Here is a 23,035-nt window from a genome sequence, read left to right as displayed (position 1 = left end):
AAAATCTTTTACAAGCATAGTTTTGATATTCCATATATAATTGAGAGATATTTTATCAATTCCATTGGATATTTTATGTTTTAAAAAAATTCAAGGAAGCTGTTTTCCTGCATATCCATCCGGTTAAGTCCTGCGTATGGAATGGATATAAAAAAACCCAAATGGCTACACATTCCTAGCAAAAATCAAGAATCTCCTTCTTTTTCATGAGGTAATTTCAAAAAATCAGGATAAAATTTTGTGATATGTTAAAGTAGAAAATTCACTATTCCAAAAAGTCAAATTTTGCCAGTGATTTAGTTATATGTTATGGAACAGCCGCACCGATTGCACCATCATTCTTTAATCCCTCAGCTTGGCAAGCTTAACCACTCGTGTAAATGTTTTTGATGGATGGGAAATGAGGACAACAATAAGATGATTTTTGGTTTGTTTGATACTGTGGCTTACTCAATAGATTAAGGGTGTAGAGATAAAAAACAGAATGCCTTTAATTTTCAAAAATGAGATCTTTATAAACTTATCAATAGCATTTCTTTTTAGAATTAACCTTCCTTCTGTATTCTCCTGGGGTATGACCAGTAAGCTTTTTGAAGGTGGTGGAAAAATGCTGGGATGAATAAAAACCAGTATCCAAGGCCACTTCTGTGATACTTACTTCCTCCCGTCCCAAAAGCTTCTTGGCTTCAGAGATCCTGATATCGATCAGAAAATGCAGAGGAGCGAATCCAGTCTGATTCTTGACTTTTTCAGTAAATGCCGAAGTCCCAAGTCCCACCATAGCAGCCATTTCAACCACTGTCCATTGGTGGTCCAGATTTTTTCTCAAGGTCTTTTCTAACTTTGTGATGGCCTTTGGGAAATTTCTCTTAGAAGCTGCCTGACGCGTGGATTGCCTACCAATATTAATCAATAAGGAATCAATCAAGGCATTGACCCGGGTTTGAAACCCAAATTCTCTGGTCTCAATTTCATGGTACAAATCTTGAAAAATCAGGCCGAAATTATTTCCCTTCAGTACAGAATGAGCATTTAATAGTAGAATTTCGCTCAAGTCTCTACACTCCATTTTTGTAAGGGAGCTCCATTTACCCATCCTCAGGATGTTTTCCCAACTTATCAGTTCCACTTCCAGTTTGAGACAATAAAACGCTCCTATTCCTAAAAACCCTTTTACTCCTCCTATTTCCTGTCCCGGTAAGACGACTGCAACGTCTTCAGGGAATAAAACATGCTGGTGATGATTGATTGTCCATTCAAACTTCCCTTCCGAAACAAAATATATTTGCAATTCATTTGCTTTTTCAGGAACAAAAGAACCAAGTTGAATGGACTTGTTTTTCACAAGACCAAACTCCAATATCTGGGGAAATAAATCTAACACCTCAGAAACTCCTTGTTGAAATTTAAATTGGGCTTGGGACATTTTAGCAGATTTGTAGGGTTTATTATGGAAATTTGGCGCTCCGCTAAAGAAATGATTCTTTTGGGTGCTTTAAATCTTAGCGATTCAGTCTTCCAATTATATCCTTTAGTATTGCCGTATAAAGGTGAAGAAACTAGCGTCTCGGTTAATGAGCATATGCTTTGCATTATAGCTTTACGAACTCAATTGTTTTTCTCAACCTTAATTTACAATTATAAAGTGTATTTTTTACAGATAATGGTAAAACAAGTTTAATGTTTTTCTTTTTTTTAAAGAAGAAAGAAACAAAATTTTACACAGTTGGTATATTTAGGTTATGTAGATGGTTTCAATTAAGGGTTCCTATGACTAAAAAATGTGTATAAAAGTAATCAAAGAGGGTTTAAACAAAGGTGCATTTCATTTTTTATGATAAAAGCATCAGTTTATCATCAAATTTTCAAAATGGTTGACCGAATTTACTTTCATACCTCCATATATGTAAAAAAAAAATAAATTATCAATTTTAATTGTATAAATTACATTTCATTTTTCTCATAGTAAAACAAACAGTAGTATGAAAATCCATTTGGTAGTTTTGATGGTGTCCATGATCTCTTTGAGCGTTTTTGTAAATGCACAAACCCTATCGAAAGAAGAGATGATTTTCCTTACCTCAGATTGGAAAGGTGAACGCTTTTCAGATGGACGGCCTAAAATACCCGATGAACTTTTGGAACGGGCAAAGCACATCATGATAGATGATGCTTGGAATGCTTTGAGAAATGAGGGCTATTTAAATCAATATGAAGGTGGATGGAAAACGGTAAACGAAACCTTGATGACAGGACGTGCTGTGACTGCCATGTACCTGCCAAGCAGACCGGATGTTGAGCGAAACATCAAGGAGCGGGGTGCCAAAGAAGGAAGAAAGGGAAATACCAATTCATGGCCAATCGACATCCTTACAAAGGGGGACCTTTATGTGGCTGATGCTTTTGGTAAAATCGGAGGTGGACCCATTATGGGGTCCACATTGGCCAATTCCATTTTCAGCAAATCTGGAAACGGTGTTGTTTTCGATGGGGCTTCTAGGGATTTGCAGGAAATCAGGAATATCCCTGGATTCAATGCGTTTGTACGTGATTTCCACCCGTCATTTACCGAAGAAATGGTCCTAATGGGACTCAATACGCCCATTCGGATCGGAAATGCGATTGTGCTTCCCGGGGACTTGGTCATAGCCACTATCGAAGGTGTGTTGTTTGTACCGGCACATTTGGCCGAAGAGGTGATCAGTGTTTCAGAATTTGTGGTTCGCAAAGATCAATTCGGTTTTGAAATGGTCCGCAACAATGTATACAGCACCGGTGAAATCGACAGCCAATGGACCGATGAAATAAAATCAGCATTCCTAAAATGGCTGGAAAAACACCCGGAACTTGGTAGTATGACAAGAGCAGAATTGGATCAGATGATGGAGAAAAGAACGTGGTAGGACGCCACTTCCCGTAAAGTGCATTTCTATTCTAACCTATATACCTTAAATCAATTTTCACAAAAAACCCAGCATGATGAAAACAGTATTGATTGCATTATTCTTTGTCGGCAGCTTGACGGCATTTGCACAAAACCCCATCGATGGAGAGTGGAAGGGCTCTCGGGACACCCCTAACGGGACCATGGAGATCAACTACACCTTTAAAGTGGAAGGCACAGAACTCAAAGGAGAATTGGAAACTCAATTCGGAGAAGTCCCATTAGAAAATGGCCAAGTGGATGGCAAAAAATTTTCATACCGCATTTCATTCAATGATTTCAGTATTGAAAGTAAAGGTGAGTTGGTCACCGATGATGAAATCATTATTAGAAATGAAATGGGAGAAATGACCCTAAAAAGGGTGAAGTAACCTGAAATTGGTTATTCATGCCCCATGAATACCGAAAAAGATTAGCCACTAAACTTTCTTTAAACTTCGAAACCTCTCAGACCAATAGTTGTCTGGGAGGTTTTTTATTCTTTTAGTGAACCCTGTACCATACTTTTTGCGCTCTGTGGTGAAATACACACCAAAAGTAAAAGTCGAGAAAGCGATTCCCCATTGATCATTAAGGACCAAACCCGAAATTTTGTCGGAATCAACCCTCCATATTGTCGAATTTCACCATTGGTTTAGCGCCAAGTGTTTTATAACTTTATTGAAGGAAAACTTCGGCGAAACAAACCCTGACATTAGGCAGGAAAGGACAAAACCAGCTTTTCCTTTAACCTGAGACAGCTGCAGACCTTTGGCATTTAGGGTATTCCATAGGTTTCTGTTTAAAAGGAGAAAATATTTTAAAAAATATGGTGACCCAAAAACAAAAAAGAACCTACAAGTTTGGACACACCTTTTACAAGAGCAGTGACTGTCCTACTTGCCCGACCTGCGAGAAACTGAAAGAACCTGCCTCGGGTTTCTTGGCTTTATTGAGTAATCCTGCGAGAAACTCCTTGCTCTATTACGGGATTGATACTATTCAGAAGCTGGCCAGTCACACGGAGAAGGAAATCTTAGCGCTACACGGAATGGGTAAAGCTTCCCTTCCTGCTTTACATAAAGCGCTAGAAGAGGAAGGTTTGACATTTAAAAATAAAGTGAACCATGACTAAAGACTTCAAACCGGAAGGTTACAATTCTGTTTCACCTTACTTCATTGTAGATGGAGCAGACAAGTTTATTGACCTGTTGAAACAGGTTTTTGATGCAAAGGTTCTCCGAGAATTCAGGTTGTCGGATGGAAACCTCATGCATGCAGAAGTACAAATTGATGACTCTGTCATTATGCTTAGCAATTCATCAGCAAAATACCCTCCCATCACGCTAGTCATGCATGTTTATGTACCTGATGTTGACAAAATTTACCAAATCGCCATTGAGGCGGGATGTGAAGCGGTGGAGGCCCCAAAAGAAAATGATGGGGATCCGGATAGGCGGGGGACATTTAAGGATTTTGCCGGAAATATGTGGTCAGTCGGAACCCAAATGTGTTGAAAATTGGGTCAAATGGCGGTTAAAACTAAATTGGTGAATGACTTCTCGCGATTTATTCGGGATTAGATATTAGTTCTATAAAAATAAAAAAATGGTTATCCGCTTCTTTGCAACTAACCCAATATCATCTTCAAAAGGGTTGGAAGTCCGAAGTCGGAAGTCATCCGCCTTTCGTCGGGCAGGAAAGTACGGGACAATTCAGTTTGGTGGCGAGAATTGTATTGAATTACCATTTTACTGACATCATTGGGTGTATACATGAATAAAAATATGAATTCGGACATCAAGAATTTTAACGAATCGCAAAGTGAAGGTGAAAACGAAATTTGCAAAGCGCTTGCCAAAGAAATTGACAAAGGACTTCCCGAAGCCGAAAGTAAAATTTGGCACCGGCACCCGGTTTGGTTTTTGGAAGACAACCCTACAGTGGGGTATAGTAAGCTGAAAGCCGGCATTCGGTTGATGTTTTGGAGTGGGGTGGACTTTAAGGAAGAAAAACTTCAGCCAGGAACAGGGAAATTCAAAGATGCGTCTATAACCTATACTTCGGTAGATCAAGTTGATAAAGGAGAACTGAAAAGGTGGCTGGAAAAATCCAAGGAAATCCGCTGGGATTATAAAAACCTGATCAAAAGAAAAGGAAAATTGGAAAAACTCAAATAATTGCCATAAAGGCACAAGGGCATAAAGGTTTGAATGGAGAATATATATAATTTCTTAGTGCCTTCGTGTCTTCGTGGCCATAGGATTTCACGCTTAATCAACTAGTTTTAATTTGACCTAAAAATTTCCACCTATGAAGAAGTCCGTTCAACCCTATTTGCATTTCGATGAAAACTGCCGGGAAGCCATGCAGTACTACCAAAGCCTGTTTGGTGGAGACCTGGAACTGATGTCCATCGGTGAGTCCCCGTCAAAAGAGGAGTTCCCCTCAAAGTTACACCATCAGATCATGCATGCCAGTTTGATCAACGAGGACTTTAACCTAATGGCCTCAGACATGTGCGGACAGGGACCACTCCATCAGGGAAACTCGGTCCAGTTGAGTCTCGATTGCAGTTCTGAGGATGAAATCAATAAACTCTATCAACAAATGATTGATGGAGGTAAGGTCGAACAGGAATTGGGTGAGCAGTTTTGGGGGGCATTGTTTGCTATGGTGATCGATAAGTTTGGTGTGCGGTGGATGCTTTCCTATGATAAAAACCAACATGAAACAGGTTGATCTCTTAAAGACTTATTCTCTTTCCCTCCCCGAGGTGACCGAAGAACCCCATTTTGAAAAGACTTCATTCCGGGTTAAAAAGAAGATGTTTGCAACCTATGATGCCTCAAAAAATCAAGCTTGCCTGAAGTTTTCTGAAACTGATCAAGACCTTTTTTCCCTGATTGACCCTTTGTTGATTTATCCTGTACCCAACAAATGGGGCAAACAGGGATGGACGATGATGGAGCTCGACCGACTGGACAATGAAATCCTTCAGGATGCGATTACCACTGCCTATTGTACAGTAGCACCCCAAAAGCTGGCTGAAATGATCAAAAGATGAAGCAATAAACGTTTCATGCAGTTTCAAAAGTGGTTCTAACCAGGGATCCAAAAATTGAGGCATTAGGGTCTTCTCAAACCTTTCATAAGCAGTGTAAAATTGGACTTGCTAGGGTTAGCTATAGCTCTTCGGCATTCCTTGACCAAATAAATGCCATTCAAGTTCATACCAAAACTAGGACCAATATTCCAGATCCTTCCTCTATTCTGGATATTGACCTCATATCCATATTTTATTTTGAAAAATTACACTTCCGGCAAAATCCGCTTTATCCAAAAATCTTATGCTTACATTTTGTATTTTTTGATTAAAAAGAATGTATTTTTAGGTTATCAAGTGTCGAAAAAAACTCTTCCATTTTCAAAGCATTGACCCCAAATCATTTACATATGAAGAAATCTCTTTTTTTTGTCCCCTTTTGGCTTTTAGCATTTTGCGGATTTAGCCAGGAAAAGGCCTTGGATTCCAGAGCGGTTATCGTCTTGGACAGGATGAGTGAAGTCATAGGTGATTTGACCTCATGTAGTTTCGAACTGAAAACTACCGTAGACCAACCTCACGATTCGGTGGGGGTCATTCGGGAATTTTTCAGCCATGATGTTTTTTTTACAGGACCCGACAAAATGCACGTAGTCACCAAAGGACCTCAAGAAACTCATGCTTACTGGTATAATGGAGACATCGTCATGTATTATTCTTTTACTTACAACAGATATGGGTTTATAGATGCTCCTGATAACATTTTAGAGACCATTGATTTTGTCAATAATGAATATGGTGTGGATTTCCCGGCTTCGGATTTCTTTTATCCCACCTTTACGGATGATTTATTGGAGAACAGTGATCGGGTGGATTACATCGGGCGAGTCAATGTGGACGGCAAAGAATGTCACCATATCGTGGCAAAATCTGAAGATTCCCACATTCAGATTTGGATCAGCAATGACACGTTTGTTTTGCCCATGCGGTATGTCATCAGTAAGAACCAAAACGGAAAAGTAATGGATTTTGAAGGTGTGTTTTCAAATTGGAAATTAAACCCCAATCTCCCAAATGCCATATATGATTTTGTGGTGCCGGAAAGTGCGCGAATTCTAACGATCCTTCCCAAATCATCCATTCAATAATTGAAATTATGAAAAGATCAGCCTTAAAATTTCAGATGGGTTTTGCGCTTTTGTTGACATTTTTTCTAGTGGTAGAACCTGAAATGCTTTATGCCCAAAGGATGAACCATGCTCCAGCCCGTGGCGGTGCAGCCCCCTCGAGGGGAGGCGGTTCTATGTCAGCCCCGCAAAGATCCGGCGGATCGATGAGTGCCCCATCCCGAGGGAACCCCAGTGCTGCTTCCAGAAACATGCCTTCAGGTCCATCGAGACAAACTGCCGCACCACCAAGAAACAATACCATAAATGGTGGAGCCCAGCGAGCGCCAAACAGAAGCGGAAGTACCAATAACGCAGGACACAATAGGTCCATCAATTCAGCCCAGCAAAACAGACAACAGACCACTAGACCCTCGGCTGGGTCAAGTAGGGATCAGGGAAATAGGGCTGCACCCTCGGATCGAACATCCAATAGGGGTGGAGACCGGTCCAACAGTGCCACAGGAAGCAGGCCGTCCAGCCGTCCTGGCAACGATAGAAACCCAGGGGTTGGGAATGGCCGTCCTAGTACGGGAGGAGGCAACAGACCGGGAGGAGGCAGGCCAGGTGGAGGAAATAATATCAACATCGGCAATAACAACAACATCAATATCAATGCCCAGCGCAATACAGTTGTAAGGATCAATGTCATGTCACCCATGATGATGCGGCCCCCCTTTATGTGGGGAGGAATTAGGGTATTTGCCTTTCATCCTTTTTATATGTTTCCTTTCAGACCTATGTTTTGGGGACCAATGTGGCACCCGTGGGGTTTTTATGTACCCATGCCCCCACCTCAGGCCCAAGTGGTCAATGTAACCAATGTAACGAATGAAAAAAACATAACAAATGTCACCAATGTGACCAATGTCATCAATGAATACCATTACTTTGACGGTGTGTTTTACCAAGAAGATGATGAGGGTTATGTCGTAGTACCTGCACCCATCGGCGCTGAAGTAAAATCCATTCCTGCCAATTACGAAAGAGTAGAAGTGGGTGAAAACGAGTACAACTACTATTGGGGAGGTGCCTTTTTTGAACAAACAGCCAATGGTTATGTGGTTGTGCCTCCTACAGCAGGAACTCTGGTAGAGAATATCTCAGAAGGTGGTGAAGAAATCAAAATGGGAGATAGAACATTGATCCGTTTTGGTGAAACCTATTATCAACCTGTACAGGTTAACGGAAGAAATATGTTTGAAGTGGTGTATATAGAACCTGAAGAGGAGTGATTTTAAAATTTAAAAAACTTCACTGAATTTAGACAAGTCCTCTATCTGAAATATTCAAATAAAATAAATCAATAAAAACTGGGTTGAACTTTAAGTTTTCCTTAGTTAAATTATCCTCTAAGAAAGACCCTGAGCAGCAAAGTTTTGGTTTGACCATAGAGTTTAGCATCATTTGAATTTATAGCCTATATTCAACACGAGACCATAGTCAAAATTGGTGTTGCTACCTTCCAATGCCCGGTTGTCATAATTGGTATAAGTTTGTATGCCTAGGTTAAGGTTGTTGATCACTTCCCAATTAACCGTAATATCTCCATCAAATCTCAGCCTGCCATCCTGGTTGACCCCGAAAAACACCCTTGGATTAAACACAAACTGTAAATTGGGAGCAGAATAATGGAAATAATTCAACCTGAAATTCAGTGGGATCTCGTACAGGCTTCCGCTGGAATTTCCGGCTAAGTCTCTTTCCTGATTGATGACTCCCCCTGTAACCAACATTCCCTGTAAATTGCTCTTCATCAGAATCCTACGGCCGAAACCCACCCCCTGCTGTAAGCGGCTTGCCAATCCGAGCTCAATATTTCTTTGGTAATTGAAGTAAATACCTCCTACCAAAACCGTGGAAAAATTGTAAAAGCCGACCAGGGAAATATTTTCCCTGTCTCTTGATTTTTCACCTTGATTATTGGTAAAAATGAAGGAGCCCATAAAATCAGCCTGAAATTTTTCCTCGTCCATATGCAGGTTCCAGTCAAAATTCGTCCTTCCGATGTCCGAATTCTTGGTGTAGGAATATCCGGCACTGACCGTTCCCTTTATTTTCTTGATAAATTTCTTTTCAAGAGATACCAACTGGTAGATTTGATCCAAATGATATGTTTGTTCCACAAACCCATCATCTACGATCACCTCTCCAAAAACATTGGAAGGTTTAATCACCCCAAAATAAATGGATTTGTCTATGGTTTCTATCCTGAAAGTCCTGGTAGCGGCCTTTAAAGTACGGATCTTGTGATACCTTACATTTTGGATATTGAGGTCCACATCATCAAATTCTATGGTGCCCAAACTGATTTTGTTGAGTTTACCCACCATGATTTGTCCGTTTCTCAGGTACACGGTATCCCGTTCCTGCGCTTGGGCCAAAAAGGAAAAAGATAACAGACAAAAACCAATACACAAAAATTTACTCATACCAACCAGTTTAGCCATGAAGATTTTAAGCTGTTAAAAAAACAAACTTGACTAATGCTAGAATATCAAGATATTCAATAAGCGTCCTTAATTGCAAAATAACAGTTTAATTTAATGAAATTCATGGTTAAACGGATATGAATTGAAAAATGATGTTTCATAAAAAGTAGACCTTAAAAACTTTTGGAATGCCTAAATCAAAATCTGATAAAGTCAGGTAAAAAAAACTTAAAAGCTGCAGTCAGATTTCAACTCAGGTAAGCCAGATAAATTGGATTCATTAAATTTGAAAAACAGCAATGCTTTTGAAGCCGATGGTTGAGCCTTTTAGAAAATACCTTCAAAACAAAGCCATGGTGCGTCAGGAGCACTTGGAGGAGATCATGGATATGGTTATCCACAAATCCATTGACAAAGGGGAATTTCTGCTGCAAAAAGGACAAGTGTGTACGCATTCGTTTTTTGTCTTGGAAGGTCTGGTAAGATTTTTTTCGATAGACCAAGAAGGCAAAGAGCACATCGTCCAATTCGCCCCGGAAAACTGGTTTATCAGTGACAGAGGCAGTATCTTTTTTGGGAAACCCTCCGAGTACTTTATAGATGCGATCGAGCCTACCCATGTGGTGATGTTGGACTCCGGATTTTTCCATAAAGCCACAGCCATCAGTTCTGAATTCCGTACCTACAATGAATATCTCCTCCAAAACCACATCCGGCAACTCCAAAACAGGATTAACCTGTTGATAGGCGCAAATGCGGAAATCCGGTACCTTGACTTTTTGACCCTTTATCCCAACATTACACAAAGGGTTCCCCAATGGATGGTGGCCTCCTACCTAGGCATCACCCCGGAAAGCCTAAGCAGGGTGAGGAAAGGATTGCTGTCTAAGGAGTAAGCCTTCCTTTCTTATCATACATCAATGTACGGCAAGGGTGTCTGATTTAACTTTGTGTCAAACAAATGAAAAAAGTTATGGCAACAAGGCAAATAGAATTGGTAGCAGCACCCAGGTCACCACATTTCGTTGGGGACGGCTTTAGGGTGCATAACTTCATTCCAAGTGGCTACTGCCTGGATATGAAACGCATGGATCCCTTTATCATGTTGGATTACAATTCGAAGTTCTACTTTCCTCCTTCCGACAAGCCAAGAGGTGTAGATGTACATCCACACAGAGGTTTTGAGACTGTCACCATCGCGTACAAGGGAAAAGTAGCCCACCATGACAGCAGTGGCGGGGGTGGCATTATAGGTGAAGGAGATGTACAATGGATGACGGCGGCTTCCGGCGTTTTGCACAAAGAATACCATGAGGAAACATTCAGTAAAGAAGGCGGTGACTTTCAAATGGTACAACTTTGGGTGAATCTCCCAGCCAAGGACAAAATGTCCACCCCCCACTATCAGGGCATCACGAATGCGATGATTCCAAAAGTCAACCTTCCCGGAAACGGGGGAACTGTTGAAGTCATTGCGGGTGAATGGAATGGGGTAAAAGGGGCTGCAACAACCTATTCTCCAGTGCACCTTTATAACCTGAAGTTAAATGCCGGGGGAAAAGGAAGCTTTTCGCTTCCAGAAACTTACAGCACAGGGCTATTGGTGATTGAAGGTAGTATTCTGGTGAATGGTGAGGTGAAAGTGGAATCTGACCATTTTGTGTTACTCGAAAACTCAGGGGAGGAATTTACAGTCGAAAGCATGACGGATGCCACAGTTCTGCTGTTGAGTGGAGAACCGCTGCATGAACCCATCGTGGCCCATGGCCCTTTTGTGATGAATACCCATGAGGAAATTGTTCAGGCAATTGACGATTTCCATTCAGGCAAATTCGGAAAATTGGACTAAAACAGCGCTTTTTATGCTCAATCAGGTTCTTTGTATATGTCAAGAACCTGATTTTTTTTAGTAAGAGCAGGGTGTTTCACCAAATGTTACAAGGCTTTTACCTTTTTGATATAAGCAGATGGGGACATTCCAGTCACCTTTTTAAAGGCCTGTGTGAAGGTGTTTCGGTTGTTGAATCCACACTGTTCGGCAATCCAGTCAATTTTTTGGTAAGAAAACCTATCTTCCTGCAATTTTTCAAGACAGTATTGAATCCTGTACCTGTTTAAAAAATCATTGAAATTGACCTGATCACATTCATTGATGGCAGCAGACAGATATTGCGCAGGCACACCCAGTTCTCCGGACATTTGAGAAAGGCTGTATTGGAGCTTGAGGTACGGTTGATGCTGTTCGAAATGATCGTGAACCAAATCGGAAAGCTCTTGAATTTTGGCTTTCGAAAGGTACCGGTCTTTGGCATTTTCGACATTTGGCCTGGACTGCTTTGAAATCAAGGAGGCCCTGTGTGGCAATTCCTGAATACCATAGAGAATTTCAGGAAAAAGAAACAAACTAACCGCCGATAGGGTACATAAGCTTCCTGTCATAAACAGATAGACCAAATATTGATATTCCCTAAATGCTTCCCCCAGGAAGGGCAAAGGTGGCATGAAAACAGTCAGCTGACAGAACAGAAATACCCCAACCCAAATCAGAAGGACTCTATTTTTTGCCAATACCTGCTGCTTTTGGTTATGGACATACCGGAATAAAATACTTGCCTGTAACATCCAATAAATCCCTTGAATCAGGTATTTGAGGGTAAGGTAACCCCCGGCGGGAAGGAAACGGCTTTCGGCAAACATCAAAATTGTAGAACCTGCTTCTCCACTGTTGAGGGCTTGCATTTTTTCTTCACCAGTCAACAAAAAAAACGGAAGAAAATCCAGCAAATATAGGAGGGCAGGCAGACCGTGCCAAAGGTCCTTTTTGGAAAGCTTGACCTGAGAAAACAAAGATCTCACATAAAGGTAAGACACCGGAACGAACAGAATCATCGCCACGTAACCGGTCCGATAGAGGTGAGGAACCACCTCTATGAATCCTGTACTCACCAAGTAAGTGAGAAATATCGGATAGGATAGCAACAAAAAGGCAAAGGAAAGCAAATTTCCGGCTTCTCTGTTGGTGGATTTAAACCACAAAAGCAAAACCCCCACAAAAAATGAAACCGAAGAGGCTAAAATCAGACTGGATTGAAAATAAACTGGATCCATAAAACAATCAATTGAAAATATACCATATGGTCAAATTCATTGGGAATACCTTATTCACTTCGGGAATTATATAGCTTAAACTTTAAATAACCCACAAAATCTTTTAAACGCTACTCTACATGACAATCAAATTCAGAAAAAAATACTACAAATACAAAAAAACGATCCTGGTATTTCCAGTTTAAAATGGAATAACTTATATGTTTTATTAAATTTTTTCTTGCAAAGAATTGATTATTTTGTGCGAAAATAATCTCCATACACTTTTCAGCTCTATTTATAGAGGATACCTTTAAATTTCTCAAAACTCAATTTAGCGTCTTGCAAAGGCGGACTGTCGGACATTTTAATAAAAGTTTCTTTATATCTCAGATCGGAAAAACTTCCCTTGTAATAAGGATCAATCCACTGGCTCCTATCTTTTACTTGGATCACAATTGGCTGGATTGAGTATAAGAATTGATTTTAAGTCTTGAAAAAGGACTTTAAGTGCTTCGACCATTAATTAAAGGGTAGAAAAACCCCATCATAAAAGTGAGTGCTAAAGGGTCTTTTGGCAGATTGTGTTGGGATGTGAATTTGAATTCTTTGCATACAAGTTATCAACCTTAAAAAACAAGTTACAATCAAATGAAAATGACCAGACACATCATCGGAATTTTGGGCCTGTTTGTCTTCATGACATGGTCAGGCTGTTCCCCTTCCACCAAAATCATTGGTTCTTGGAAAAGTCCTGAAGCTGCTGAGACAGGTTATCAAGACCTCTACGTGGTTGCCCTGATCAATGAAAACATGGTGGCCAAAAAAACCATCGAAGATGACATTGACCAGCTTTTGAGGGAAAAGGGCATTCAAGCAGAGAGTAATCTGGAAAATATACAGCCGGGACTTTCAAGAAAAAAAGACAACATCGATGAGGTCGTGCAGGCCATTAAGGAAAGTGGAAGTGACGGCATCATGACTGTGGCTGTATTGGTAAAGTCCACCGAAACCAGGTATGTGCCTGGAAGCACCAACTATTACAATCCCATGCTTTATGGAGGGTATGGCAGGTTTGGAGGCTACTACGGATTGTATCAGCCAATGGTTTCCTCTCCCGGTTACTATGAAACGGACAACAATTACTTTTTGGAAATCAACCTTTACGACACCTCCACTGAAAAACTGGTCTGGTCCGCACAGTCTCAGACCACCAATCCATCCAACATAGATACGGCTGCCAAGGCATTTTCCAAAAAGGTGGTGGAACAGCTCATTGACGATGGGATCATACTGCCAGCCACTCAGAATTAATTCCAAACCCTAAATAAAATTACACCATGAAAAATCCAGTACTTTGTTTTTTGTTCTTCACCTTGAGTATGGGCATCTTAAATGCCCAAGAGTCCAAGCCAAACATCCTCGTGATTTGGGGAGATGACATCGGCTATTGGAATGTCAGCCACAATAGCCATGGCATGATGGGATACCAAACCCCTAACATAGACCGGATTGCAAAAGAAGGCATTTCGTTTACTGATTATTATGGTCAACAGAGTTGTACTGCTGGTCGTGCAGCCTTTCTGGCAGGTACTTCCCCTGTCCGCACAGGAATGACCAAGGTAGGAATGCCTGGTTTCAAAGAGGGCTGGCAAAAAACAGATGTCACCATTGCCACGGTATTGAAGAGCCAAGGATACAATACGGGACAGTTTGGTAAAAACCATCAGGGAGATAGGGACGAACACCTGCCAACCATGCATGGATTTGATGAATTTTTTGGGAACCTCTACCACCTGAATGCAGAAGAAGAACCTGAAAACGAAGATTATCCCGGGGATATGGTGATGGCCGATGGCCGAACTTTCAAGGAGGCTTTCGGACCCAGGGGAGTGATCAAAAGCTGGGCCGATGGCAAAGGCGGTCAAAAAGTGGAAGATACCGGGGCTTTGACCAAAAAGCGCATGGAAACCGTGGATGAAGAAACCCTTGCGGCTGCAAAGGAATTTATTCAAAAACAGGTTTCGGATGGCAAGCCATTCTTTTGTTGGTGGAATGCCACCCGGATGCACTTCAGAACCCATGTTAAAGAAGAGCATAGAGGTCTATCCGGTCAGGATGAGTATGGTGATGGAATGGTGGAACATGACATGCATGTAGGCGAATTGTTGGCTTTACTGGACGAATTGGGGATCGCAGACAATACCATCGTGGTCTATTCTACGGACAATGGCCCACATTATAATACCTGGCCGGATGCAGCGACGACTCCATTCCATGGAGAAAAAAACAGCAATTGGGAAGGCGCCTACCGTGTACCTGCTTTTGTGCGCTGGCCGGGAAAATTTGAAGCCGGGAAAGTCCTCAACGGGATTGTCAGTCATGAAGACTGGCTTCCTACTTTTGCTGCCATAGCAGGAAACGCCAACATATCGGAGCAGTTGAAAAATGGCACTTCTTTAAACGGACGTAAATACAGAAATTACATTGATGGTAAAAACCAATTGGACTACCTCACCGGAAAGTCTGAAACCTCTGCGAGAGAAGGGTTCTTTTACATGACTGATGGAGGCAATATTTCCGGCATCCGCTATGGTGACTGGAAAGTCAACTTTTTGGAAAACCGTGCCAGACAATTGCAAGTTTGGCTGGAACCTTATGTGGAATTGAGGTCTCCCAGCCTGGTAAACCTAAGAAGGGATCCTTTTGAAAAAGCCATGGAATCCTCTAACACGTATTACGATTGGACCCTTGACCGTGCTTTCGTCGTTGCACCCATTCAACAATACGCTTCCCGATTTCTGATGACTTTCATAGACTATCCTCCAAGCCAGACCCCAGGTGAGTGGAGTCTGACAGCCTTGGAGAAAAGGGTAAACGATATGTTGAAGAGTATGAGTAATTGATTTATATGGACATCCATTTGTCATGGGAAAGTATATTTTTCTAATTGTTTGTTTTGGTATTCTGTGGCTATCCTTTAGCTGTGGGCAGCCACAAAATGTATTGGCATCACATCCTGAAAATGGGTTGGATGATCCCCTGCCATCTTGGAAGGAAGGTAAGGCAAAAGAGGCTGTTTTGGATTTTGTCAGGAACACAACGGATAGCTCCCACACCGATTTTGTCAAACCTCCGGACAGGATTGCCTGCTTTGACAATGATGGGACCTTATGGTCAGAACAGCCCATTTATTTCCAGTTGGCCTTTGCGCTGGATGAAATCAAACGGAAGGCTCCACAACATCCCGAGTGGAAAACGCAGCAGCCTTTCCAAGCGGTATTGGAAGATGATCATTCCTCCTTGATGGCTTCCGGAGAGAAAGGACTGGCTAACCTTATGTCGGAAAGCCATAGTGGCATGACAGCTGCCGAGTACGATGCTTCGGTCAAAGCGTGGCTGGTTACAGCCACCCATCCTGTAACGGGCAAAAAATACAATGAAATGGTGTTCCAACCTATGTTGGAGCTTTTGGAGTTTTTGCGTTCCAATGGCTACAAGACCTTTATCGTCAGCGGAGGAGGGATTGATTTTATGCGTGCATGGGTAGAGGAAGCCTATGACATACCTCCCTACCAGGTAGTGGGCAGTATGGGTGGATATGAATACCGTTTTTCTGAAGGTGAGGCCAGTCTGCAAAAGCTTCCGGAAATGGTATTCAATGACGATAAAGCAGCCAAACCCATCGGCATTCACCGTGCCATTGGAAAGATTCCGGTATTTGCTGCAGGCAACAGCGATGGGGACTTTGAAATGCTTCAATATACAACGACAGCATCAGGTCCGCGGTTTGGGATGTTGATTCACCATACTGATAGCATCAGAGAGTTTGGCTATGACCGGAAAGGGCATATCGGGGTATTGAATAAAGGATTGGACAGTGCTGCATTTTACAACTGGCAAGTTGTCGATATGGCCAAAGATTGGAAGCAAATCTTTCCCAACGGAGATTTCCCATAGACTTCCTACTTAACCTGCATTCATTTTATTGATAATCAAGTATTGATCATTTACCAAAGCCAAAAGTATGATGAAGCTACAAACATTTTCAAAATGGCCCAATTCCTTAACTAAGGCCTTCACTGTAATGGCAATGGTGCCATTCATGTATTTCCCAATACTGGCAAATGCGCAGGAAATTTTACCGTTTAAACAAACACCTTCTGCCAGTAAAGCTGGAAGGACCATGCAGGAATCGGTATATCAAAACCGACAAATCCCGTCAAATTTACCCGATGATGCGCCTAATATTTTGATCATCTTGATCGATGATTCAGGTCCGGCCCTGCCCAATACCTTTGGCGGGGAGGTAAACACACCGAGCCTGACGAAGTTGAGCAAGGAAGGCATTTCCTACAACCGGTTTCATTCCACGGCCATGTGTTCCCCTACCCGTGCCTCATTATTGACTGGCAGAAATCATACCCGGGTAAGCACGGGACAAATCACCGAGTTTGCTAATGACTGGGATGGATTCAGTGGTGTGATTCCCAAGTCAGCGGCTACCGTAGCAGAAGTGTTGAGGAATTATGGGTACAGCACTTCAGCCTTTGGAAAGTGGCACAACACCCCTACGCCCCAAACCAGCGAGACGGGTCCTTTTGAATTTTGGCCTACCGGATACGGTTTTGAATATTTCTATGGATTTCTGGCAGGGGAAGCTTCCCAATATGAACCCAATCTGGTCAAAAACACCACCTTGGTGCATCCCCCAAAAACTCCGGAAGAAGGCTACCACCTTACAGAAGACCTTGCTGACAATGCCATAGAATGGATCAGAAAGCATCAGGCTATCCATCAAGACAAGCCTTTTCTCATGTATTGGGCAACAGGGGCTGTCCACGGCCCCCATCATGTACACAAAGAATGGGCAGACAAATACAAAGGGAAGTTCGATGATGGTTGGGACAATTACAGGACAAGGGTATTTGAAAATCAAAAAAAATTGGGGTGGACACCGGAAAACACCATTTTGACTGAAAGGCCGGAGGGGTTGCAAGCTTGGAACGACATTCCAGAAAATGAAAGGCCCTTCCAAAGGCGATTGATGGAGGTATTTGCAGGGTTTACCGAACATACTGACTTTCATGCAGGCAGAATAATTGATGAGCTGGAGCATTTGGGTATCAAAGAGAACACCTTGATTTTTTATATTTGGGGGGATAACGGGTCCAGTGCTGAAGGCCAACAGGGTACGATCAGCGAATTGCTGGCCCAAAACCAGATCCCCACCCAAATTTCTGATCACCTCAGAGTGGTTGATGAATTGGGTGGATTGGATGTGATCGGAAGTCCCAAAACAGATAATATGTACCATGCAGGGTGGGCTTGGGCAGGGTCTACCCCTTTCAGAGGCACCAAATTATTGGCCTCCTTTTTTGGAGGGATCAGACAGCCCATGGTGGTGTCCTGGCCCAAAGAAATCATGCCTGATGACAAAGTCCGTTCACAGTTTCACCATGTCAATGACATCGTTCCCACGATCTACGAGATCCTGAACATAGAGGCACCACAGGTGGTAAATGGATTTCAACAAATACCGATTGATGGGGTCAGTATGGCTTACTCATTTTCAGACCCAGATGCTAAAGGAAGACTTTTGACCCAATTTTTTGACATTATGGGCAGTAGGGCCATCTACCATGATGGTTGGATGGCTTCGACTTTTGGTCCAAGGATCCCATGGGTGACTGTCACCCCGGGTATACAGGAATGGACACCTGATAAAGATGTATGGGAATTGTTTAACCTGGAGGAAGACTTCTCACAGGCAAACGATCTTTCACAGGAATTTCCTGAAAAACTGGAGGCACTCAAAGAACTCTTTTTGATTGAATCGGCTAAAAACCAAAACCTCCCCATAGGAGGAGGGCTCTACATGTTTTTACATCCTGATTCCCTTTCCTTTGGTGAGACCACTGAATTCCAATACCATGGACACATCACAAGGGTGCCTGAAGCTGCCGCACCCAGGATTGGAACCATTGCCAATAAAACCACCATAGAGGCCGAAATACCCAAAAACGGCAACGGGGTTTTGTTTTCCATTGGTGGCTATGCAGGCGGGCTTACCTGTTACATGAGGAATGGGATCATTCACTATGAGTACAATCAATTTCTGGTTTCCCGAACCTTCATGAGTGGAAAAACCAAAGTGCCGGAGGGTAAAGCCAAAATTGAAATAGACCTGAATACCAAACCCAATGAGATGTACCCCCATCTTAAAAGCGGAGAGCTTACCCTGTATGTCAACGGTAAGGAATACCTCAGTGGCCATATCCCCATTCTTGCCACGGTCGGCTTTACCGCTAATGATTGCTTTGACATTGGAGAGGATTTGGGGTCTCCTGTTTCAGATGCTTATTTCAAAAATGCGCCCTTCAAGTTCAATGGAAAAGTGAATAAATTGGAGGTGGCTTATAAATAACCAATATCCACAAATATTAAAAAACCAATAGCCCTAGGGTCCGAAGATATGATAAAATGTAAAGTAGTGCTGATGGCAGCTTTATTTTTAATTGTTCCGGCTTTCTGCCAAGGCCAGATATTGATTTCCCTGCTTTTTGGGGATGCCCTCAATACGGATAAAATCGAATTCGGCATCACCGGCGGCATGAACCGCTCGGACCTGAGAGGAATTGAGGATGCCCAAGCCCTCAATAATTTCAACCTCGGGTTCTATTTCAATATTCTCCTGATGGAAAATTCCTATTTAAGTACCGGACTGCTGGTCAAATCCAATGTAGGGGCCAGGGGAATGGCCACCTATCCTTTGGGCGACCCTGGCTTTGACGGGATATTTGAAGGGGGAGCATTGACCACAAAAATCAATTATTTCTACCTTCCTGTTATGTGGCAACAACGGATTCAATCCAGGTGGTTATTGGAAGGTGGCTTACAGGCAGGAATCAGAACTAGGGCATTTGATTTTTTCGATGTGGAATTCGATGGAGGGGATGTTGAATATCAAAGGGATGTGAGAAGTGATTATGGCAGGTTTGATGCAGGTGTAGTAGGAGGTGTGGGGTACAAACTGAAAGAAATAACAAAAAGCATGAGCGTAGGCTTTCTGTACTACCATGGACTGGTGGATGTATTGGCCTCTTCCGGGCAGGAAGTCCGGAATTCATCTTTGTACCTTTATCTGAGGATTCCCATTGGAGGGAACAAGCCAACCAAGCAAGACTAGAATCTACGGGTTGCAGAGACTTTAATATTATATAATATGATTAACCGCATCTTGGCCATTAACCCAATATTCTACCTCAAATGGCTAGAAAGTCCGAAGTCGGAAGTCAGATGTTGCCTGAGATTTCAATTTGCTAGTGAGAATTATATTGAATTACCATTTTACTGGCATCATTGCGTACATACATGTTTAATAAAACCTCAACCGATTTAATCAAAGCAAATATGTTAAAAGCCAAATTAAATTGTTCTGAATCAAAAAGAAACTGGAATTGCTTGCCGCAAAAAGCATTTTTTTCTTATGTGGCCTTGTTGGGAATGATCCTTTTGGTATCCTGTCAGGGGCCCCAGGAAGAAGAAAACAAGCTGACACCGGAAGAAGTGGAAAAGATGGTGGAAGAAGCCTATTTCCACACATTCCCCATTGTGGAAAATTACAAGGCCATATATGCCTTTTATGTAGACAAAACTTCTCCCAGGTACCAGCCTATGAACAAATTGGTTCATTCAGCCGTATTGTACACTCCAGAGGATAAATTCGTGGTCAGCCCCAACAACGACACTTTTTATTCAACCGCCACACTCGACCTTCGTTCCCAACCTGTCGTGATAAAAGTACCTGAGATCAAGGACCGTTATTATTCCTTTCAATTTATAAGTTTGGTAACCGACAATTTTGCTTATGTGGGAAGTAACTCGACTGGTACAGACGAAAATATTTTTGTCATTACCCCTCCAACCTTCAATGGTGAGCTTCCTGAGGGAGTGAAGCAAATAGCTGCTCCAAGTGAAATTGTATCGGTAATAGGCAGAACAGGGGTCAATGTGGATGATCCCGAAGATATAGAAAAGGCCAAACAAACCCAATCCCAATATGAACTGGGATTGATGAGTGAATTTTACCCTGAATTCCAAGCCAAGTCTGTTGAACCCATCAATTTCCCTTCTTATCAGGAAAGTGATAAGGAAAACCAAAGGTATTTTGAACTGCTTAATTTCCTTTTGCAATACACCAAGCCAAATGAAAAGGATGCCCAAATCATAGGCAGTTATGAAGTGATTGGCGTTAGACCTGGAGAAGGTTATCCTTTCTATGAGGAAAACCCTGAATACCGGGAAGCCATCTTAAGTGGAATAAAGAAGGGAATAGAAAAGATCGAAAGCAGCTCCAAAAACCTAGGTAAAGTGGTCAATGGCTGGACCATGTTTCCACTAGGTGAATATTTTGGGGATAATTTTACAGCCAGGACAAACATCGCCAAAATCGGGATCTATGCCAATAGCCCTTTTGAGGCATACTACCCGCTGGCCTTTGTAGATGGAGACGGGGAGATTTTGGACGGTAGCAATACCTATGCAGTAACTTTTCCTAAAGGGGAACTTCCTCCAGCCAAATATTTCTGGTCCCTGACCATGTATGACAATGAAAACCAGCTTCTCGTGGAAAACAGCATCAACAGATACTCCATCGGCGACAGGACCAAAGGACTGAAAACCAGTCCCGATGGTTCTTTGACGATATATTTCAGTCATCAAGAACCTTCCCAAGGAAAGGACAACTGGCTGCCTGCTCCAGCTGGCGGGTTCAATGTCATGATGCGGATTTATGGACCTGAAGACAAAGTATTGGATGGCACCTGGAAACCAGCCCCGATTCGGAAAATCTGAACGGATCCCTTCACTTGTTTCAGAACAAAATAGCCATATTATGAAAAATCATAGCAAAATTTTTTACCTAAGCCTTCTCATATTTATCCAAAGCTGTGGGAAACCCGATCAAAAATTACCTGTTGAGGAGGCCAAAAGCATCGCCAAGGAAGCCTACATTTATGGCCTCCCTTTGGTGCTTAATTATAAGACCCTATATGCGAATGTCGTAGATAAAAACTCAGGTGATTACAAGGGGGAGTTTAACGAAATTTCCTGTGAAGCCAGGCTTTATACGCCTGAAGACAAAGCCATTGTCACTGTCAATTCCGACACGCCCTACTGCATGTTTTGGAGTGACATACAAGAGGAACCTGTAATTTTTACAGTACCGGAAATGGAAGATGACCGGTATTACAGTTTTCAATTGATTGACCTTTATACCCATAATTTTGCTTACATAGGTTCTTTGACGACCGGCAGTCAGGCCGGAAAATATCTGGTCGCCACCAAAGATTGGTCGGGAAATGTACCGGAGGGGATTACAGAGGTGCTCCGTACAGAGACGCCTATTTTCTTTACCATCGTCAGGACCCAAATGATGGATACCCATGATCTCGGGCGAGTCCAGGAAATCCAAAACCAATACAAGATGCAAACCCTTAGGGAATATCGGGGTGAATCCTCAAGGCCAAAGAAAAGGAACATGGAATTCCCGGTTTGGCAGGAGGGGGATCAATTTACCGAAGCTGCTTTCAACTACCTGGATTTCGTGCTCAAACTCGTTCAGCCTGTGGAAAAGGAGAAGCCTTTGATGGAAAGGATGGCAAAACTGGGCATCGGTACCCAAAAGGGATATGATATCAACCGTTTTGAACCTGAAGTCCAGGAAGCCATTCAACAAGGTGTAAAAGATGCCTTTGCTGAAATGGAGGCCTTTATCGCCAAGACCAACAGTGACCCTCTTGGCAGTTCCAAAATTTTTGGCACCCGGGAATTTCTTGAAAAAAGTGCTCAGGATAACTACGGCCATGACAACATACATATGATCAGGGCTGTAGGCGCATATCTGGGAATATATGGGAACTCCGGTTCTGAAGCCACCTACCCATTTTATATGATTGATAAAGAGGGACAACCTCTGAATGCTTCGGCATATAATTACACGATGACACTGCAACCGGATAACCTTCCACCTGTAAAGGCATTTTGGTCGTTGACCATGTACGATGGTAAGTCCCAATTGCTGGTCGACAACCACATCAACAGGTATTTGGTCAATTCCAATATGATAGATGATTTCGTGAAAAATCCTGATGGATCCATTACCATCTACCTTCAAAAAAATTCCCCCGGTAAAGAACTGGAGGCCAATTGGCTGCCTGCACCCGATGGTCCTTTTTACAGTGTCATGAGACTATACGGCCCTGAAGAAACGGTTTTGACAGGAGTATGGACCAATCCTCCAATTGAGAAAGTAAAAACCCCATAATTGAAAAATCTCAAGTTTGTTTTTTCGAAATAAAGATTTTCTTATTCTAGATGT

Annotated in this window: 22 protein-coding genes; 18 read left to right on the top strand and 4 right to left on the bottom strand. The window is 42.3% G+C overall.

Annotation, left to right across the window (positions count from 1 at the left end; all coding sequences use genetic code 11):
• Window positions 1–523: 523 nt before the first annotated feature.
• Window positions 524–1,426, bottom strand: a complete 903-nt coding sequence (locus tag H1A14_RS10585; RefSeq protein ID WP_194776216.1) for a helix-turn-helix domain-containing protein — start codon at window positions 1,424–1,426, stop codon at window positions 524–526.
• 556 nt (window positions 1,427–1,982) lie between these two features.
• Between H1A14_RS10585 and H1A14_RS10580 the strand changes: the two genes are divergently transcribed.
• The 9 genes from H1A14_RS10580 to H1A14_RS10540 all read left to right on the top strand — a co-directional run bounded on the left by H1A14_RS10580 (window position 1,983) and on the right by H1A14_RS10540 (window position 8,370).
• Entirely contained in the window at window positions 1,983–2,903 is a 921-nt protein-coding gene (locus H1A14_RS10580) for an RraA family protein (protein WP_194776215.1), read from the top strand.
• 73 nt (window positions 2,904–2,976) lie between these two features.
• Complete coding sequence (locus H1A14_RS10575) at window positions 2,977–3,315, top strand: hypothetical protein (RefSeq protein WP_228527726.1); 339 nt, start codon at window positions 2,977–2,979, stop codon at window positions 3,313–3,315.
• Window positions 3,316–3,752: 437 nt separating this feature from the next.
• The gene (locus H1A14_RS10570) at window positions 3,753–4,058 is read left to right on the top strand and encodes an RNA polymerase alpha subunit C-terminal domain-containing protein (RefSeq protein WP_194776214.1); all 306 of its coding nucleotides are present in this window, start codon (window positions 3,753–3,755) and stop codon (window positions 4,056–4,058) included.
• Window positions 4,051–4,440, top strand: a complete 390-nt coding sequence (locus H1A14_RS10565) for a VOC family protein (RefSeq protein ID WP_194776213.1) — start codon at window positions 4,051–4,053, stop codon at window positions 4,438–4,440. Before H1A14_RS10570 ends, H1A14_RS10565 begins: the two co-directional genes overlap by 8 nt.
• A 258-nt stretch (window positions 4,441–4,698) precedes the next feature.
• A complete protein-coding gene (locus H1A14_RS10560) occupies window positions 4,699–5,103 on the top strand; it encodes a DUF1801 domain-containing protein (protein ID WP_228527725.1) in 405 nt (134 codons plus the stop codon).
• 133 nt (window positions 5,104–5,236) lie between these two features.
• Window positions 5,237–5,665, top strand: a complete 429-nt coding sequence (locus H1A14_RS10555) for a VOC family protein (protein WP_194776212.1) — start codon at window positions 5,237–5,239, stop codon at window positions 5,663–5,665.
• Window positions 5,652–5,990 carry an MmcQ/YjbR family DNA-binding protein gene (locus tag H1A14_RS10550; protein ID WP_194776211.1) on the top strand — a complete coding sequence of 113 codons (339 nt, stop codon included), beginning with the start codon at window positions 5,652–5,654 and terminating at the stop codon, window positions 5,988–5,990. The genes H1A14_RS10555 and H1A14_RS10550 overlap by 14 nt, the downstream gene beginning before the upstream one ends.
• 389 nt (window positions 5,991–6,379) lie before the next feature.
• Entirely contained in the window at window positions 6,380–7,117 is a 738-nt protein-coding gene (locus H1A14_RS10545) for a DUF2092 domain-containing protein (RefSeq protein ID WP_194776210.1), read from the top strand.
• 8 nt (window positions 7,118–7,125) lie between these two features.
• Complete coding sequence (locus H1A14_RS10540) at window positions 7,126–8,370, top strand: DUF6515 family protein (RefSeq protein ID WP_228527724.1); 1,245 nt, start codon at window positions 7,126–7,128, stop codon at window positions 8,368–8,370.
• Window positions 8,371–8,538: 168 nt separating this feature from the next.
• On the opposite strand, the gene H1A14_RS10535 is transcribed toward H1A14_RS10540, so the two are convergent.
• Entirely contained in the window at window positions 8,539–9,567 is a 1,029-nt protein-coding gene (locus H1A14_RS10535) for a DUF481 domain-containing protein (protein ID WP_194776209.1), read from the bottom strand.
• A gap of 299 nt (window positions 9,568–9,866) precedes the next feature.
• Between H1A14_RS10535 and H1A14_RS10530 the strand changes: the two genes are divergently transcribed.
• Window positions 9,867–10,463 (top strand): Crp/Fnr family transcriptional regulator, encoded by a 597-nt coding sequence (locus tag H1A14_RS10530; RefSeq protein WP_228527723.1) that lies wholly within the window; start codon window positions 9,867–9,869, stop codon window positions 10,461–10,463.
• A gap of 77 nt (window positions 10,464–10,540) precedes the next feature.
• Window positions 10,541–11,416 (top strand): pirin family protein, encoded by an 876-nt coding sequence (locus H1A14_RS10525; protein WP_194776208.1) that lies wholly within the window; start codon window positions 10,541–10,543, stop codon window positions 11,414–11,416.
• An 86-nt stretch (window positions 11,417–11,502) separates the two neighbouring features.
• Here the strand turns inward: H1A14_RS10525 and H1A14_RS10520 are convergent, their stop codons facing one another.
• A complete protein-coding gene (locus H1A14_RS10520; protein ID WP_194776207.1) occupies window positions 11,503–12,675 on the bottom strand; it encodes a helix-turn-helix domain-containing protein in 1,173 nt (390 codons plus the stop codon).
• 636 nt (window positions 12,676–13,311) lie between these two features.
• On the opposite strand from H1A14_RS10520, the gene H1A14_RS10515 reads away from it, so the two are divergent.
• From H1A14_RS10515 to H1A14_RS10505, 3 genes are read left to right on the top strand one after another with little or no spacing between them, the layout of a single operon-like run.
• The gene (locus tag H1A14_RS10515) at window positions 13,312–13,968 is read left to right on the top strand and encodes a hypothetical protein (protein ID WP_228527722.1); all 657 of its coding nucleotides are present in this window, start codon (window positions 13,312–13,314) and stop codon (window positions 13,966–13,968) included.
• A gap of 26 nt (window positions 13,969–13,994) precedes the next feature.
• Window positions 13,995–15,560, top strand: coding sequence for an arylsulfatase (locus H1A14_RS10510; protein WP_194776205.1), 1,566 nt, complete (start codon window positions 13,995–13,997; stop codon window positions 15,558–15,560).
• Window positions 15,561–15,582: 22 nt separating this feature from the next.
• Window positions 15,583–16,614 (top strand): HAD family hydrolase, encoded by a 1,032-nt coding sequence (locus tag H1A14_RS10505; RefSeq protein ID WP_194776204.1) that lies wholly within the window; start codon window positions 15,583–15,585, stop codon window positions 16,612–16,614.
• Window positions 16,615–16,623: 9 nt separating this feature from the next.
• Here H1A14_RS10505 and H1A14_RS10500 read toward each other — a convergent pair whose 3' ends face one another.
• Complete coding sequence (locus tag H1A14_RS10500) at window positions 16,624–16,842, bottom strand: hypothetical protein (RefSeq protein WP_194776317.1); 219 nt, start codon at window positions 16,840–16,842, stop codon at window positions 16,624–16,626.
• Between H1A14_RS10500 and H1A14_RS10495 the strand changes: the two genes are divergently transcribed.
• From H1A14_RS10495 to H1A14_RS10480, 4 genes are all read left to right on the top strand, one after another.
• Window positions 16,841–19,081 (top strand): arylsulfatase, encoded by a 2,241-nt coding sequence (locus H1A14_RS10495; protein ID WP_228527721.1) that lies wholly within the window; start codon window positions 16,841–16,843, stop codon window positions 19,079–19,081. The two genes, H1A14_RS10500 and H1A14_RS10495, sit on opposite strands and share 2 nt — an antisense overlap.
• Window positions 19,082–19,153: 72 nt before the next feature.
• Window positions 19,154–19,843 (top strand): outer membrane beta-barrel protein, encoded by a 690-nt coding sequence (locus tag H1A14_RS10490; RefSeq protein ID WP_194776203.1) that lies wholly within the window; start codon window positions 19,154–19,156, stop codon window positions 19,841–19,843.
• Between the two features lie 275 nt (window positions 19,844–20,118).
• Window positions 20,119–21,510: a DUF1254 domain-containing protein gene (locus H1A14_RS10485; RefSeq protein WP_194776202.1), complete on the top strand. Its 1,392-nt coding sequence runs from the start codon at window positions 20,119–20,121 to the stop codon at window positions 21,508–21,510.
• Between the two features lie 40 nt (window positions 21,511–21,550).
• On the top strand, window positions 21,551–22,981 hold the full coding sequence (locus H1A14_RS10480; protein WP_194776201.1) for a DUF1254 domain-containing protein: 1,431 nt from the start codon (window positions 21,551–21,553) through the stop codon (window positions 22,979–22,981).
• Window positions 22,982–23,035: the final 54 nt, after the last annotated feature.

The sequence above is a fragment of the Pararhodonellum marinum genome (assembly GCF_015354735.1).
Classification (GTDB): domain Bacteria; phylum Bacteroidota; class Bacteroidia; order Cytophagales; family Cyclobacteriaceae; genus Pararhodonellum; species Pararhodonellum marinum.
This window is presented reverse-complemented; position numbering and strand designations above follow the sequence as displayed.

Excerpts from the sequence above, each read along its gene's own strand:
- H1A14_RS10585 (WP_194776216.1), bottom strand. The coding sequence starts at position 1,426 with ATGTCCCAAGCCCAATTTAAATTTCAACAAGGAGTTTCTGAGGTGTTA.
- H1A14_RS10580 (WP_194776215.1), top strand. The coding sequence starts at position 1,983 with ATGAAAATCCATTTGGTAGTTTTGATGGTGTCCATGATCTCTTTGAGC.
- H1A14_RS10575 (WP_228527726.1), top strand. The coding sequence starts at position 2,977 with ATGATGAAAACAGTATTGATTGCATTATTCTTTGTCGGCAGCTTGACG.
- H1A14_RS10570 (WP_194776214.1), top strand. The coding sequence starts at position 3,753 with ATGGTGACCCAAAAACAAAAAAGAACCTACAAGTTTGGACACACCTTT.
- H1A14_RS10565 (WP_194776213.1), top strand. The coding sequence starts at position 4,051 with ATGACTAAAGACTTCAAACCGGAAGGTTACAATTCTGTTTCACCTTAC.
- H1A14_RS10560 (WP_228527725.1), top strand. The coding sequence starts at position 4,699 with ATGAATAAAAATATGAATTCGGACATCAAGAATTTTAACGAATCGCAA.
- H1A14_RS10555 (WP_194776212.1), top strand. The coding sequence starts at position 5,237 with ATGAAGAAGTCCGTTCAACCCTATTTGCATTTCGATGAAAACTGCCGG.
- H1A14_RS10550 (WP_194776211.1), top strand. The coding sequence starts at position 5,652 with ATGAAACAGGTTGATCTCTTAAAGACTTATTCTCTTTCCCTCCCCGAG.
- H1A14_RS10545 (WP_194776210.1), top strand. The coding sequence starts at position 6,380 with ATGAAGAAATCTCTTTTTTTTGTCCCCTTTTGGCTTTTAGCATTTTGC.
- H1A14_RS10540 (WP_228527724.1), top strand. The coding sequence starts at position 7,126 with ATGAAAAGATCAGCCTTAAAATTTCAGATGGGTTTTGCGCTTTTGTTG.
- H1A14_RS10535 (WP_194776209.1), bottom strand. The coding sequence starts at position 9,567 with ATGAGTAAATTTTTGTGTATTGGTTTTTGTCTGTTATCTTTTTCCTTT.
- H1A14_RS10530 (WP_228527723.1), top strand. The coding sequence starts at position 9,867 with ATGCTTTTGAAGCCGATGGTTGAGCCTTTTAGAAAATACCTTCAAAAC.
- H1A14_RS10525 (WP_194776208.1), top strand. The coding sequence starts at position 10,541 with ATGGCAACAAGGCAAATAGAATTGGTAGCAGCACCCAGGTCACCACAT.
- H1A14_RS10520 (WP_194776207.1), bottom strand. The coding sequence starts at position 12,675 with ATGGATCCAGTTTATTTTCAATCCAGTCTGATTTTAGCCTCTTCGGTT.
- H1A14_RS10515 (WP_228527722.1), top strand. The coding sequence starts at position 13,312 with ATGACCAGACACATCATCGGAATTTTGGGCCTGTTTGTCTTCATGACA.
- H1A14_RS10510 (WP_194776205.1), top strand. The coding sequence starts at position 13,995 with ATGAAAAATCCAGTACTTTGTTTTTTGTTCTTCACCTTGAGTATGGGC.
- H1A14_RS10505 (WP_194776204.1), top strand. The coding sequence starts at position 15,583 with ATGGGAAAGTATATTTTTCTAATTGTTTGTTTTGGTATTCTGTGGCTA.
- H1A14_RS10495 (WP_228527721.1), top strand. The coding sequence starts at position 16,841 with ATGCAGGAATCGGTATATCAAAACCGACAAATCCCGTCAAATTTACCC.
- H1A14_RS10500 (WP_194776317.1), bottom strand. The coding sequence starts at position 16,842 with ATGGTCCTTCCAGCTTTACTGGCAGAAGGTGTTTGTTTAAACGGTAAA.
- H1A14_RS10490 (WP_194776203.1), top strand. The coding sequence starts at position 19,154 with ATGGCAGCTTTATTTTTAATTGTTCCGGCTTTCTGCCAAGGCCAGATA.
- H1A14_RS10480 (WP_194776201.1), top strand. The coding sequence starts at position 21,551 with ATGAAAAATCATAGCAAAATTTTTTACCTAAGCCTTCTCATATTTATC.